10 protein-coding genes are annotated in these 14,462 nt (G+C 64.6%); 2 read left to right on the forward strand and 8 right to left on the reverse strand.

The window, feature by feature from the left end:
• Positions 1-65 precede the first annotated feature (65 nt).
• Both argS and ACIBH3_RS30085 read left to right on the forward strand, forming a co-directional pair.
• Positions 66-1,826: an arginine--tRNA ligase gene (gene argS / locus ACIBH3_RS30080; protein WP_396315268.1), complete on the forward strand. Its 1,761-nt coding sequence runs from the start codon at positions 66-68 to the stop codon at positions 1,824-1,826.
• Between the two features lie 266 nt (positions 1,827-2,092).
• Positions 2,093-3,946: a DUF262 domain-containing protein gene (locus tag ACIBH3_RS30085; protein ID WP_396315269.1), complete on the forward strand. Its 1,854-nt coding sequence runs from the start codon at positions 2,093-2,095 to the stop codon at positions 3,944-3,946.
• A gap of 222 nt (positions 3,947-4,168) precedes the next feature.
• Here the strand turns inward: ACIBH3_RS30085 and ACIBH3_RS30090 are convergent, their stop codons facing one another.
• The 8 genes from ACIBH3_RS30090 to dndB all read right to left on the reverse strand — a co-directional run bounded on the left by ACIBH3_RS30090 (position 4,169) and on the right by dndB (position 14,436).
• Positions 4,169-6,361 (reverse strand): hypothetical protein, encoded by a 2,193-nt coding sequence (locus ACIBH3_RS30090; RefSeq protein WP_396315270.1) that lies wholly within the window; start codon positions 6,359-6,361, stop codon positions 4,169-4,171.
• A gap of 175 nt (positions 6,362-6,536) precedes the next feature.
• Entirely contained in the window at positions 6,537-8,267 is a 1,731-nt protein-coding gene (locus ACIBH3_RS30095) for an ATP-binding protein (RefSeq protein ID WP_396315271.1), read from the reverse strand.
• The gene (locus tag ACIBH3_RS30100; protein ID WP_396315272.1) at positions 8,267-8,629 is read right to left on the reverse strand and encodes a GIY-YIG nuclease family protein; all 363 of its coding nucleotides are present in this window, start codon (positions 8,627-8,629) and stop codon (positions 8,267-8,269) included. Before ACIBH3_RS30100 ends, ACIBH3_RS30095 begins: the two co-directional genes overlap by 1 nt.
• 32 nt (positions 8,630-8,661) lie before the next feature.
• The gene (locus tag ACIBH3_RS30105; RefSeq protein ID WP_396315273.1) at positions 8,662-9,132 is read right to left on the reverse strand and encodes a hypothetical protein; all 471 of its coding nucleotides are present in this window, start codon (positions 9,130-9,132) and stop codon (positions 8,662-8,664) included.
• Between the two features lie 320 nt (positions 9,133-9,452).
• Positions 9,453-9,833, reverse strand: a complete 381-nt coding sequence (gene dndE / locus ACIBH3_RS30110) for a DNA sulfur modification protein DndE (RefSeq protein WP_396315274.1) — start codon at positions 9,831-9,833, stop codon at positions 9,453-9,455.
• Complete coding sequence (gene dndD / locus ACIBH3_RS30115) at positions 9,823-11,814, reverse strand: DNA sulfur modification protein DndD (protein ID WP_396315275.1); 1,992 nt, start codon at positions 11,812-11,814, stop codon at positions 9,823-9,825. The genes dndE and dndD overlap by 11 nt, the downstream gene beginning before the upstream one ends.
• Positions 11,801-13,309, reverse strand: coding sequence for a DNA phosphorothioation system sulfurtransferase DndC (gene dndC / locus ACIBH3_RS30120; RefSeq protein WP_396315276.1), 1,509 nt, complete (start codon positions 13,307-13,309; stop codon positions 11,801-11,803). The genes dndD and dndC overlap by 14 nt, the downstream gene beginning before the upstream one ends.
• Complete coding sequence (gene dndB, locus ACIBH3_RS30125) at positions 13,306-14,436, reverse strand: DNA sulfur modification protein DndB (RefSeq protein ID WP_396315277.1); 1,131 nt, start codon at positions 14,434-14,436, stop codon at positions 13,306-13,308. The genes dndC and dndB overlap by 4 nt, the downstream gene beginning before the upstream one ends.
• Positions 14,437-14,462 lie beyond the last annotated feature (26 nt).

The following is a 14,462-nucleotide window of genomic DNA, read 5'->3' on the forward strand; positions in this document are numbered from 1 at the left end:
TGGTGGTGCCGCTGGTGTGCGACTCCGCGCGGCTCCGCCTTCTCACAGAAGTGGTCCTTCCTTCTATGGCTACGGTCCTCTCCATCGCCGACGCAGTGCAGCAGCGCTTCACGCAGGCGCTGTCCGCCGCGTTCCCCGACGCCGCGGACAGCGACCCTCAGCTGCGACGAAGCGACCGTGCGGACTTCCAGGCCAACGGCATCATGAGCCTCGCCAAGCCCCTGCGGGCCAACCCGCGCGAGGTCGCCGCGCGCGTCCTCGAGAACCTGACCGCTGACGAGGTGATCGCGAGCCTGGAGGTCTCAGGTCCGGGCTTCATCAACGTGACGGTCACGGATGCCGCGATCCTCGACCGGCTGGCCGCCCGCGCGACGGACGCCCGCCTGGGCGTCGGCAGCAGCACCGAACCCGGCGTCACGGTGATCGACTACAGCCAGCCGAACATCGCCAAGGAGATGCACGTCGGCCACCTGCGCTCGACGATCATCGGCGACGCCCTGGTGCGGACCCTGGAGTTCTCCGGCGAGAAGGTCATCAAGCGCAACCACCTCGGCGACTGGGGCACTCAGTTCGGCATGCTCATCCAGTACCTCGTCGAACACCCCGACAAGCTGGACGAGGACACCGAACCGGCCGAATCCGGTCCGTCGATGTCCCGCCTGAACCGCCTCTATAAGGCGTCGCGCGCCCTGTTCGACAGCGACACCGACTTCGCCGACCGGTCCCGCCGGCGCGTCGTGGAGCTCCAGGCCGGCGACGCGGAGACCGTCGCCTCCTGGCAGCGCATGGTCGACGAATCTAAGCTGTACTTCGAAGCCGTCTACGCGAACCTCGGCGTACTCCTCGAAGACACAGACGCCATCGGCGAGAGCTACTACAACCACATGCTCGCCGACGTGTGCTCCGACCTCGAAGCCTCCGGCGTCGCCGTCCGCTCCGACGGGGCGCTGTGCGTCTTCTTCGACGACATCAAGGGGCCCGACGGCGAGCGGACACCGCTCATCGTCCAGAAGAGCGACGGCGGCTACGGCTACGCCACCACCGACCTCGCCGCCATCCGCGACCGCGTCGGGATGCTCGGCGCCGAGCAACTCCTCTACGTCGTCGACAGTCGCCAGGCCCTCCACTTCCAGATGGTTTTCGAGACTGCCCGGCGGGCCGGCTGGCTCCCCGACAACGTCCGCGCCTTGCACCTGCCGTTCGGCACCGTCCTCGGCAAGGACGGCAAGCCCTTCAAGACGCGCTCCGGCGAGACGGTCCGGTTGATGGACCTCCTCGACGAGGCCGTCGACCGGGCACGCACCGTCGTCGCGGAGAAGAGCCCCCAGCTCGGTGCCGAGGAACTTGAGGACCGGGCACGGCAGGTCGGCATCGGGGCGGTCAAGTACGCAGACCTCTCCACCTCCCGCACCCGCGACTACGTCTTCGACACCGACCGCATGGTCTCCCTCAACGGCGACACCGGCGCCTACCTCCAGTACGCCTACGCCCGAATCCAGTCCATCCTCCGCAAGGCCCCCGAAGGCGTCAGCCCGACCGCACACCAGGGCCTGACCCTGGAGCCGGCCGAGCGAGCCCTCGGCCTCCTCCTCGACGAGTTCGGCGCCACCATCGACATCGTCACCGAAACGTTCGAACCCCACCGCCTCTGCGCCTACCTGCACAACCTGGCATCGGCCTACACCACCTTCTACGAGCACTGCCCCGTCCTCAAGGCACCCAGCCGTGAGATCCAGGAAACCCGACTGCTGCTCTGCCAGCTCACCGGCCAGACCCTGCGACAGGGCATGGACCTCCTCGGCATCGGCACGCCCGAGCGGCTATAGCCACATCGTCGATCGTGGTGGGGGTCCCAGATGGGAACCCACCACGATCGACGCCGAGCTCGTGTCTGTGAGCTCCGCCCCACCGTGGAGGCTGGATCTATTTGGCAGAGGTAATCCTGCGGCTCCTCCAGAGGTGTGGGTCTGGGCTGCGCTCTCGGCGATGCTGCAGGGCTGCTCGCATACTTCTGGCTGAAAGCCGCCCCGTGCTGACGAACGTCGTGGCAAGGTGTCCGCGAGAACTTCCTGACCATTGATTGAGGCAGCGCATGTCGATGTATGGTGCCGCGTCCGTAACACCACGCAGCGTGGGTGTTGGGGCCCTCCTGGAGGAGCATCACCCTTTCTGGGTTCCCAGATACCAGCGTGCGTACGCCTGGGACACGCAGACTGATGCCTTCATCGACGACGTGAAGGATCTTATGGAGGAGGGGGACAAGCAGAAGAGTCATTTCTTTGGGGGATTCGTATGCATTGAGCACATCAATCATATGGAGTCCAGGCCCCATGCATATGAGATCGTCGACGGCCAGCAGCGACTCGCGACCTTCGTCCTTACCCTATCGGAAATCGCCCACGCGGCTGACCGAATCGCAGCTGAGGCTGAAGCCCAGAATGACGATCACGCTGAACGGTCAGCACGAACACTTGCGCAAGACACCCGCAATAGATTTGTCTACTGGAACTACGCAAATGTTGCGCTTGGCGAAAATGAGACACGTGCGCGAGTCACGCTGTCGAAGGCCGATAACGAGGTTTTCCAGGAACTCCTCACTGGAAACGATCCGACTCCGAAGCGGGAAAGTCACGAGCTTCTCGTTGCAGCTCGGGAGACTCTTCGGTCCAAGCTCCTCCGGCCAGTCTTGGAGTCATGTGACACCCGGCAGGACAAGATTGCTGGAATGGCGCGCCTGCGCATGGCGCTCACCGGACAGTCGCACGTGATCCAAATTGTCTGTTCGGATCACGATCGGGCCTACCAGTTGTTCAGCGTCTTGAACGACCGCGGGCGCTCCCTTGCGGACGCCGACTTGCTGCGTAGCTACACCCTTGAAATTCTCGAAGGGAACCCATCTGTTCAAGAAAAGGCCGCCCTTGTCTGGGATGATATCCTGAGCGCAGACTCTAATAAGGTGAGCGCCTTCTTCGAAGCTTACTATCCTTCGACCAAGGGCGTCCGCGCCAATACGCCGCTGTTCAATAAGCTTCGCGAGGCATACTTCCCTGACTTGTCGAGCGCGCCCTCCTCGATTGCGGTGCTCGGCAGAATTGAAGACTTCCAGCGCGAGAAGGAAGTCTATCTCCAGTTGGTGGCGGGCGTCTGGCCGTACGCGAAAACGAATACCCCTGGGTTTCAGCCGGCGGCAAATGACTGGCAGAAGGATCGTCTTAGGCGGCTGGTCGTTACGCTCAAGCACCAGTTGTGCATTCCCCTGCTCCTGGCGGCAGCAAATTGCGTTTCGGAATCCCGCTTCGCTGAGCTGGTCTATCTCCTTGAGATCTTTGCGTTCCGCTACAAGAATGTCTGCGGAGGGCATGCGACGCCACCGTCTAAGGTCTACTATGCCGAGGCGAAGAGGATTCGGGGTGAGCATGCAAAGGGCAATGCGATCGAGTGGACAGCTCTGCGATCTCAGCTTCGGGATTTGATTTCCAAGTCGGCTTCCGATGAGCACTTTAAGAGCAGCCTTGAGAATGTTCTCCGCTATGATCGCGGAACTGCACAGAAGGCCAATCTCCGTGAATTTCTGACCACGCTCGAAGATCACGGAGTATGGCTCGCCAGTGGTAATACTGGCTCTCCGAAGCCTGACATGATGTCTGTATTTGATCTGGATCAGGTGACGATTGAGCACATTTACCCGCAGAGTCCTCAGGCGGGAAGTGTCGACTCTGGCCTTGCCCCGCTTGTTCATCAGCTGGGCAACCTAACATTCTTTGGCCCTGGCGAGAACTCGGATGCAGGCAACAAATCGTTTCTCGTAAAGCGGGACAATTACTACAAGAAGAGTAAGATTCGCCTTACGAGAGAGCTAGGCGATCTTGCCGAGTGGACAACGGAAGAATATTCGAAGCGCCTGGATCGTATCAAAAGTGATGCATGCAAGGTGTTCCGGATCTAGCCGAATCGGATTTCCCGCCTCGATCCATTGTTGGCGCGTCACTGCGGGAGTTTCCGGTTCGCCGTGCAGGCTGGGCGGCGGGTCCTGTGCGGCTACAAAGGCTGCGGGTCGCCGCCATTGAGCTCGGTGGCGCCACTGGTCCGAGGTTTGTGGGCCCGGCCGAGGCCCACCCGCCACCGTGGAACGGCTGCGGGTGGGCCTCGGCCGGCCCTCTACGGGGCCCTACTCGCTTGCGAGATCCCCTTCGGCGGTCCCCTCGTTCAGGTCCAACTCAACCTGGATGGCCCGAGAGCCGTGGCTGGCCTGCCACGAGTCGAAGTCCTCGTTTGGCACTTCGAACCAGATGTTGAGAGCCTTCTTGAGGGAGTTGGTGGCCAGCTCGGCAGCCTGCTCTTCCCTCTTGCCCGGGCCGAGGGTCGGGTGGCTGACCTTGAGTGCGTTGGACTGCTGCTTGGTGCAGAGGTCCAGGTAGAGGCGCCGGGCCTGGCTCAGGCCGTTGTCGAATGCCGTGCGGCCGATCAGCCACGGCGTGATGTGCTGCCACGCTGAGGGGGTCGTGAGGGCCTGCATCCAGAAGTACCGGAAGTAGACCGCGTTCGGGGTGTCCATGTTGACGATCTGGTTGATCGGGTTGCCCGCGTTTTTGCTGAAGGCGTTTCGACGGTCGCGGGCCTTGCCGCGGTCCAGCTCGAAGTATGCGTTCCAGGCTTTGACGAGGGAGTCCGCGAAGGCGGGAAGGTCCTTGAGTTCGGCTCCGCCTGGCTGGCTCTTGCGCATCTCCCACAGCGAGGCGAGAGTCATGATCATGCCGAGCTGGCAGGCGTGGGTGTTGAAGACTCCGAACGCGGCTTTGGAGCGCGTGATCGCGAGGGGAGTAGTTGCGTTGAGGTATGCGCGGGCGCGGTGCTCCTCGAACTCAGACTCCTTCTCCTTCAGGGCTTCCCAGGCCCGGATGACGTCGGTCTTGACTGGCTTCGGGCCCTTCTCCTCGGAGCGCTTCTCCTCGGAGCGCTTTTCCTGGTAGTCGTCCCAGCTGTCGCGCAGGGTCCAGTAGATTCCTACGCCGCCGAACAGGGCGTCGTACGCGAGGGCGGAGTGGTTGTGGGTCGTGTCCCAGCTGTCCTTGAAGGTGGCGAGGCCAGCGGCGTGCGCCTTGTAGGGCTCGGTCTTGGACAGAAGCGTCAGGATGGCCTCCCCCCAGGAGTCCATGAACCTGCCGACCAGTTCCTCCGAGCGGCCCAGCGGGAACTCGGTTTCTCCGATGCGCGAGACGTGGTACTGGCGTACCCCGTCGCTGAACTCGGGCGGCAGAAGGCTGACGAGGTCGAGCTGCTCGCGCATGAACTTATCGCGGTCCGGGGCGCTCTCCCTACCGGTGAACGGCTGGGCAAGGTTGGTCAGGTACTTGGGAGGTCCGAAGATGCACCGGCTGACGGCCATCTTGAACAGGTGAATGTTCGTCATGACCGACCAGCGCGCGGGACGGCTGCCGTTGATCTCGGGGTTGTCGTACTCCACCGCGTAAAGCGGCAGATGGGTGCCGCTTCGACCGCGCAAGGCGCTCAGGAGGCTGCGGGTGAGCACGTTGGAGAGCTCGCCGTCGGACAGCAGGATGATCCGGGACTCGCTCGGCGGCCGCGCCTCCTTGTTGACGTCGACAAAGAGCTTGCGGGCAGCTTCGTGCGGGCGTGAGGACCCACCGGTCTCGTTCGGGAACCAGCAGACCGTGACGGGCACCTCGATCTTCGCCAGGTCCGCCTCGGTCACCTGGTGCTCGTGCAGTAGCCGCTCGACCTGGTGCTCGTAGAAGGGCCGGAATTGCATCCCAGCGCCCTGCCACGTGCGGGAGAGCGTGCGCTCGACGGCCAGCAGACCCATGGCGCGGTGCTGGCCGTCGAGAACGACCAGACTCGACTCGGACTGGTTCCACCACAGCTTGCCCAGGTTCGCCGGGTGCGGGCTGCCGTCGGCGCCGAGGAGGCGGTGGACGCGGAAGGCATTGCCGGCCTGCTCCTCCTGCCATTGCGCCTCATCGTGGTTCACCGGGATCGGGGCGCCGATGGCCGGGAAGGTGGTCGGCTTCTTGGCCTGGAAGGGCAGAAGCACGGCCACGATCGGAGGAAAGAAGGCAGGTCCGGTGCTCTGCTGCTTGAACAGATACGGGATCAGCTTGCCTGCCACTCGATGGTCATCCAGATCGCGCTGCAGCAGCTGGTTGAAGTCCAGGTCCCCGGCGTCCATGACCTCACGAACGGGCGCGAGACTCTTGGTGAGCTGCCGCTCCGGCGTGTCGGCGTCTCCGCCGAGCCTGGCCTTGGTCATGATGTAGTCGACCCGACCAGCGGGAGTGTCGAAGCTCCCCCACGTGCCCTGCACGAAGTCGCGGAACGTGAGCTTGGAACCTGAACCAAACATCCTTGGCGTTGCCTCTCAAGATGGTTCCGCCGGGTCGCGGCGGAAGCTAGTGGTGCACGGCGCAAGACGAACTAGACGGCCCGACATCTGGAGTGGAAGGGCGTCGCGCGGGCGTCGAAGCCCGATGGTGTTTGAGGCCGGTGGGAGGGGTACGGAGCACCCCACCCAAGGCGTCCTATTGGTCCCTGAACGCCTCCCGCAGGAGCGCCTCGGTGAACATGCCCCAGTAGGTCCGGAGGTCGTCGAACCGCTCGGGATCTTCGTACATGGCTTCTGCGTGCGCGTAGGCGATGAGCAGGTGGTCGAAGGCGATCTGTGCTCGCCGCGCGAGGTCGGTGATCTCCTCGGGGTCCAGGCCCTGCGCGCCCTCGTCGGCGAGCTTCTTGAGGGGCAGGTACACCTGGTCGAAGAGGGCGTGGCGGAGGTTGAGCTTGACCGCGGCCTTGCCGTTGAGGTGGTCGATGACCAGGAGTTCCTTGCCGGGCCAAGGGGTGCCCATGAGGGTGATGGGCTTGGTGCGGATCTGCTCGCGGATCCGCTCGATCTTCTCGGCGTCCTCCTGGCTGTCCAGACCGAGGTCGATCGCGGCCTGCTGGACAACCCTCTCCTCGTCCTCCGGGGTGGCGGCGCGGCCAGCGATTCCCCTCGGGAAGTTCGGGAAGACGCGAGCCGCAGTGTCCATCGTCTCGGTGTGCTCGCCGTCCTCGAGACGCTTGCGGGTCTCGGTCTCCTTCCAGTCCGTGCGGACCTTCTTCAGTGCCAGCTTCACGGGCTGCCTGAGCCACTCGCGCAGCTCGTTGCGCAACTTGCTGACCGGCTCCGCCCCGCGCTTCACATTGCGGACCTGGAAATACTCGTCCAGCTGCGCGGGGAAGCTCACCTCGATCGCGACGTAGCGCAGGACCTTGTCGTTGCGTCCGCCTTCGAGCAACCGGGGGACGATGTCGTAGTAGATCTCCCGGCCGTTGCGCAGGATGCTGATCTTGGCGGTGTTGTCGGCGTTGATCTGGAACTCGGAGATGTCGTGGCCGTTGTGGTCCGTGCTACCGCCGGTGCCAGAGTAGGGGCGGAACTCATGAGGCACGATGGCGACCGCGACGTGCACCTTGTGGCCATCGATCTTCAGGTCAGCCTCTTCGATGAGTTCACCGCGAGGGTCCAGCGGCTTGTAGCGGGAGATGATCCTCGGGTTGTCGCGTAGGAACAGCGGGTCGTGCAGCGTAGTGACCTTGCCGTCCAGTTCGAAGGTCCTGCCGGTGTCGATGTAGGTCCGGTAGGCGCGGGCGATGAACCTGCGGAGCTCGGAAAGCTTGTGCTCCAGGGAGGTTCCGTAGGTACCGCCGCTGGAGAGCCGGTCGATCTTGCCGAACACGACGAGCGTGCCGGATGCGAACGGGGTTTCGTCGCGCCCGGTCATGAGCTTGGCCGCTTCGGCGGGCCAGTCCTGGACCTCGTTGGTGGTGATGTAGTGCTGCTTGCCCTCGCGGATCTCCTGGAGGTCGATGTAGCTGTGGTAGACCTTCGGGTTGCCGGTCTGCTTGCTGTAGATGTCGATGCGTTCGCCGAGGCTGAGCCCGGCGAGCTTGAGTCCGACACCAAAGCGTCCCAGCCCCTGGCGCTCGCCGTAGCGGCTGCTGTAACCCATCGAGAGCACGTGGTGCATCTTCGTAGGGTCGATGCCGAGGCCGTTGTCAGCGATGAGGATGCTGTCGATCGCCTTCTTGCCACGGCCGAAGATCGGCCGCACGCGCATGAGGGTGGCCTCGGCTTCGATGGAGTTGTCCAGGGGCTCACCGATGGCGGCTGTGAGGTCGAAGCCGGCGTCGCGCATGGAGTCGAGCGCGCGATCGACCTGGATGAGGTCGGCGCGCTGGTCGTCTGGGGCGAGGAAAACAGGCGTGGTCATCATCGGTCCTTTGTCGTCTCGGGCCACATGTGTGCGGGGGTGGCGTGGATGCGGTTTCGGCGGGCCTCCTGCTGCTGGGGCAGGCAGAAGGTGCAGGGGACGGGGTGGCCCTCGGGTCGTGCGGGGTGGATGCGGTTGGAGGCGTCAGGGGTGAGCAGGTGGTACAGCGCGCATTCGACCATGTAGGCGCTGGCCGCGCTGGGGTGGACGTCGTACGTGAAGTAGTCGGCGCGGCGGTCCGTGCAGTGCCTCAGGAGCCGGCGGCGGACGTCGATGTCACTGCGGCCGATGTAGATGGGGCGACCGTCCGCGATGTACAGCACGTAGGTGCCGATCCGCTGCGGCGGGATGAGGGTACGCACGAGTGACGGGCTGAGCCTTACGGGGATGGGAGTCACGCCCTGACCTCCGAGGCGTGCCACAGAGCCCGGGCGTGGCGCCGGGTCCGGCTGATGCGCTCCCGCATTCGCGGCAGCGGCACTGCGTGGCGGTGGGCCATGGAGGCAGCATCGTGGCCGTGCGCGAGGTCGTCGAGCAGGACGCGCTCTCCGTCGGCGAGGTGCGGCTCGGTCCTCAGCCACGCGAGGGTCTCGGCGACCAGGAGGTTGGAGTCGATCTGCCCGCAGTCGACGCGGTCGGCGTCGAGCGAGACGGAGGGGGCGATGGCCCGGCGGCGTTCGAGCGCCTCGTAGGCGTGCCCCATGGCCGACCTCGCGCGGTGCGGGGCAGGCGTGGAGGAGTTTGTCGGGTTTCGCAGGAGCTCGTCGAGCGCGCGGTCGATGCGGTCGAGCTCGTATGTGTCGCAGCTGGCCAACGCCTGCTTCTGCAGAGCCTTGACCGCCCCGGCGACGGGGTGGCTGATCATGGTGGTTCGCTCCGGGTGTCTGGTGGTGGGCCCCATGCGGTGGCACACGTCCGAAAGGTGAAGCGGTGATATTCGGTTGTTGCTCCAGCGTACTGGGCGGGCTTGACAGGCGAGGCCGTTTCATCGAAGTCGGCGGCAGACCAGGCTCTTTGGCCATCCCTCACCTTGACCCTCCCTCACCTATAGAGGTCGGGTGGGAAGCAGAGTTGTTGCGCGAGGTGCGGAAGAGTTTCTGACGGCACGTTGGATCGCTTCCCCGCGGGACATGCCAAGGCCCGCTTCCCGGTCATCGTGGGAAGCGGGCCTTAACACGTCGTGGCCTACTCGGCAGTGACGGCGACGAGGTCCTGGACGGATCGGAGGTCCTGGCGGCCAGCGAGGTAGCCGATACCGCGGTGCAGGTGGATGAGCAGGGTCTTGCTCACGGCGGCGTCCGTGGGCTCCTCACCGTCCACCGCGCACCGCTGCTTGAGCAGGGACAGGTAGACGTCGCCGTGCGGACCGGCGAAGGTCTTCCAGGCGATCTCCACGTTGGAGTCGGTGGTGATCTCCCGCACGAGCGGGGTGGACGGGTCGCGTAGCGAAAGTGCGAGCGCCCACCGGCACAGCTCGTTCCACTGGGTCAGCCCCGTGTGGCGCTTGAGCCAGGCGAGCTGGTCCTTTGCGGCCTGGGAGAGCCGGATGGTGATCTCAGATGGCATGGAGGGCCCCCTCGGTCCACCAGTAACCCTTGCCAATGCGGGTGGTGAACGTGGTGTCGTCGTGCGCGAGCACGTAACTCTGGGCGATGGACGGACGCAGCCTGTTCAAGAGGTTCTCGTCAATCTCTTCGTCCGTGGACAACAGGAGAACCTGTCGGCCGGCGTGCGGGAAGTACCGGTCGACGAGGTGCTCTCGGTGCTGGCTGTCCAGACGCCCCAGCGGGGTGTCGATCACGGTGGGCAGCCGGTTGCCGGCCACCTTGGCCAGCCCCCAAAGGAGGGAGATCGCCAACAGCTGTCGCTCGCCGGCGCTAAGCCGTGCGGGGTCGATGGGCTCATCGTCGTGGTTGGTGAGTGCGATCGTGAACTTGTCGGTGTCGATCCGCAGGTCCTTGATGAGCCTGCTCTTGCGCATCAGGGTCTGGAAGCTGCGCAGGACGGCCACCTCGAGGCTGCTGATGTGCTTACGCAACAGAGCCGCGCTGAACCGCTCAAGAGTCGCGCGGGCCTTCTCCGCGTAGGCGGCGATCCGCTTCAGCTCCTCCTCGCGGACGGCCGGCAGGGCCTGCTTCTCTCGCGCCCGCTCGAAGTCGGCGTCAAGGCGCTCCTTGCGAGCCTCGGCCTCCGCCACCAGCTCGGTGGCGTGCTTGACGGCGGCGCGGGCGACGATCACTGTCTCCGATGCCTCCTGGCGGTCCTCGATGAGCGTCTTGATCTGATGCTCGTCGGGGACGGCGGCCAGCTGGCGTTCGGCCTGCTGCAGCTCGTGCACGGTCTTGGCCGCAGTCTCCAAGAGCTCGGTGGCGCGGGCATCGTCGGCTCGGAGCACCTCCTCCAGCGCGGACAGCTTCTGCGAGAGGTTGCGGGGTAGACCGAGGTCCAGCTCCAGGTCGGCGGCGGTGGTGCGCTTCTTTCGCTCGAGAGTCAGCTTCTTCTTCAGTGCGGTCCGGGCCGTGGCGGGAACGTTGTCGGGCAACTGGTCGATCAGCCACGCGTCACGCGACTCGAGGATGTCGACGACTTGCCGAGCTTCGTGCGCCTCATCCTCTCGCAGCGCCTGCTGGCGCAGGGCGGTGAGCTGATCGCGGAGCAGCACCAGGGGGAGCGCTCCTTCGGCCAGACCTCGCAGGGCCTTCTGAGTCTGGATCAGGCGGTCCATCGTGCCGGATTTGGCCGTCTCAAGCGCGAGTCGTTCCTCGTACAGCTTGCCGCCCGCGCGTTCGAACTTCCGCTCGACCTTGCTGAGCTGGGCCTCGGCGTTCTCGTGGGTCTCTTCGGCCTGCTCCAGGTCCTTGGTTCGGGTGGTCAACTCCTCGGAGGCCGCCCGCGTTTGGGTCTTCAGTTCATGGAGTCGATCGAGGGCACCCTGGTCCTCGGGCGACAGCCGCTGCCGGCGGTGGAGGACTAGCAGGTCGGTGCGCAGCTGTTCCACGGCCCTGACGCCGAGAAGCGAATGGACGGCGGCTTCGATGACGTCTGCGGCCCGTTCGGGGTCGGCCAGCTGCTCGACCCTTTCACCGTCGAAGAAGAAGAGAGAGGCGACCTCGAGGGGCAGGATTTCCTCGACGTGCTCGGCCCAGTTCTCGCTGATTGTGGCGTCGTATCGTCCGTCGACGGTGACGGTCAAGTTCTCCCGCACGTTCTTGCCGGCGATGGCCCAGGTCCGGGCGACCTCATAGGTACGCTGGCGGCCTTCTGCGGTGATCGAGAACTCCAGTTGCAGCTCGGAGCCTTGGGTTGGCTCGGCCGCGCGGTTGATGCTCTCGCGCAGGTAGGTGTCGTAGGCGCGGTTGCCGCGTCCGCTGCATCGGGCTCGGGGCCCATACAGCACGAGCTGGATCGCGTCGAGCAGGGTCGTCTTGCCGCAGCCGTTCAGGCCGCCGATCAAGATGATCGGGCGCTTGGGCTTGACCCGAAGGTCGAGGTGCTGCCGGCCCTGGTAGGCGCCGAAGTCGCGGAGTGTGAGGTTATGCAGGTGCATCGGTGGTGGTCTCTTCGTTCAGCGCCAGCTGGGTCGGGTCACTCTCGCGCAGTTCCTTCAGCTTCTTCGCGAACTGCAGTGCGTCATCCGCGTCCTCGTAGTAGCCCTTCTTGATGGCCTTCTCCAGGGACTCGAACAGACCGGCTCGTCGGGTCATCGTTCGGTACTGGCGCTCGATCGCGAGGAGCTCGCGCGTCATCGAGAAGTGGATCGGGTCGTCCTCGCACGCTTCCTTGAGGAGCCCGATCTCCTCTGCTCCCAGGACGAGTTGCTCATCCAGGGGTAGGCCTGGGAACTTCTCGCCGGTCGTCTCCTCGTAGATGCGCGGCAGGGAGTCCTCGACCTCGTGCTTGTCGAACACCCAGATCCGGCGGATCTCGTGCAACTCCTTCATCGAAATCAGCTCGATGCCACGCACGTTCTCCGGGGCCTTCTTGTGGGTACGGACCTTGTTCTGCGCGTCGAGGAGCTTACGCAGCCAGTCCTCGCGCGCGGACTGCTTGTACGGCCCGGGAATGGTCCGGTCACCGTCGCCGAGTAGCTGGACGTTGCCGTTCATGCGGCGGAAGTCCCGCGTATGGCTCTCGTTGTTGACGTCGTCGAGCTCGTTCCGCAGGGTAAGCAGTGGTTTCATCCACCGCTTCTCGTCGTCGTTGCTGATCATGGCGGCCATCGACTTGTCCTTCTCCACCAGCGTGCATGTCCAGCAGCCGAACCGGCTGTCGCCGCACGAGGGAGTGGTGTCGTCGACGACCAGCGGGCACTCGGAGTCGTCCGACGCGCCCTGGTACATCGTCAGCAGATCTTTGTTGTTGTGGCCCCACGGGTTGGGGTACTGCATCAAGAACGCCCATACCTCGTCCGTCGACCAGGCCTCGATCGGGCTGTAGACCAGGGAGTTGGGAAGGTTGCCGTTGGGCGAGAGGCGGTCGCGCACGCGGCGCTTCTCGTGCCGTTCCATGGCCCGAGCCCGGGCGTGGCTCTCGGCCTTGCGGATCCCCAGCACGAGGATCGTCTCCCCGTGTCGGCGCACGACGCGCCGGATGAAGGCGTTCGACGGCTTGATCTTCAACCGCTCGGTGCACCAACGGAACCTCGGCCGAGGGGCGGGGTAGCCCTTGCCGATCAGGTTGACCCAGAATGTGTCCTTGATCTCCGGGGTCAGCTTGTGCGACTCGATCGGCAGCTGCTGCTCCTGCGCTGCCGTGCGCATCGTGTCCAGCGACTGGCCGACCCACGCGGCGACGACCGGGTTCTCCACGAGGGTGTCTGTGCTGATCACGTGCACCGGCTTGTTGCGCTGCTCGGCGGGAAGGTCCTTGAGAGCGAGCCACACCAGCTGGAGGACCGCGGTGGAGTCCTTACCGCCGCTATACCCGATCACCCAGGGCACCTCGTCGGCGACGTAGAGTTCGCGGATCTCGTCCGTCAGCTCCTCGACGACCTCCGCCAGGGGCCTGTCCTGGAAGGCCCTCGTCGAGTTGGGGGTGCTCATGACTCTCCTCGCAGATAGGCGTCTTCCACGCGCTGTTCCTCAGCACTCAGTTGTAGCTTGAGGTGCTGACGAAGGTAGTTCACGGTCAAGGTCAAGTTCTGGGTACTTTTGGAGACACGTCCGCCCACGAGCGCCCGCCCTTCCCAGTCGGTGTTGGATCGCGACCAGTCCACTGAGGACAGCCGCTTCAGGGTCGGGGTCCAGCTTCGCGAAGTTAGCGATTTTCGCAACAGAGTGTTACCGACTCGCCCCAGAGCGTGCAGGGCGATCCCGTGGCTGTGCAGAAAATCGCGGCGCATCTCCGGTGCTGACAGCTCCCGCTGGCGCACCATCTTCCACTCCGGGATCACCACATCCACCGCGCCCCAGTACGCCTCGGCCAGCTCTTGGGACTGCTTCTTGGTGACCTCCAGGCCCTGCAGCAGGGACTGGGTGGCGTAGTACACGGAACTCAGCGTGAACAGCTTGCGCGAGCGCTGGGACAGTGTGCTGCTCTCCATGTCCACGTGGCCCTTGAACATCGGTGCTCGCATCGCCAGCAGCCGCACTGTGGTCGACAGATCGTCGCGGTGGTCATACAGCACGCCGATGGAGCGAGGCGGCCGCACGGCGTGCCGATTCAAGTCGGCGAACATCTGCTGGCAGCGGGCGAGCCCGGCATCTTGGAAGAACACCACGGCGATCGTCTCCTCGCCAAGATCGGGGTTCTCCTTCAGGGCCTGCTCGATCGCGGCACGCCGGTGCTGGCCGTCGTTGATCAGGAACCGGGCGGCCATCGAGACGCGGATCTGGCCAGCACGCATCCCCACACCGTTGTCGGTGATGCCCTCGAAGCGGATGTCGCCGTCGACGGAGGCAGTGAGCGCGCTGAAGACGTAGTCTGTGGGGTTGTCGATGATGTAACGGGTCAATGCCGGCAGCCGCCCCTTGTTCAAGGTCCGCTGCGCGCGCACCTCGGGTGCCAGCTCGTCCTCGTCGAAGAGGAAGATCTTGGGGATCAGCCGCAGCGGGCACATGGACACGTAGAACTCGCGTCCTGCCTGGACGCCGCGGATAGCCGGAAAAACGTACTCAAAACCGGCAGACGTCGGCGGCTCGGCAGACTTCGAAGCGACTGGATATCCCACCCGGTCACGCTATCGTACGTCAGGTA

The sequence above is a fragment of the Kitasatospora sp. NPDC050543 genome, assembly GCF_044457565.1.
Taxonomy (GTDB): Bacteria; Actinomycetota; Actinomycetes; order Streptomycetales; family Streptomycetaceae; genus Kitasatospora.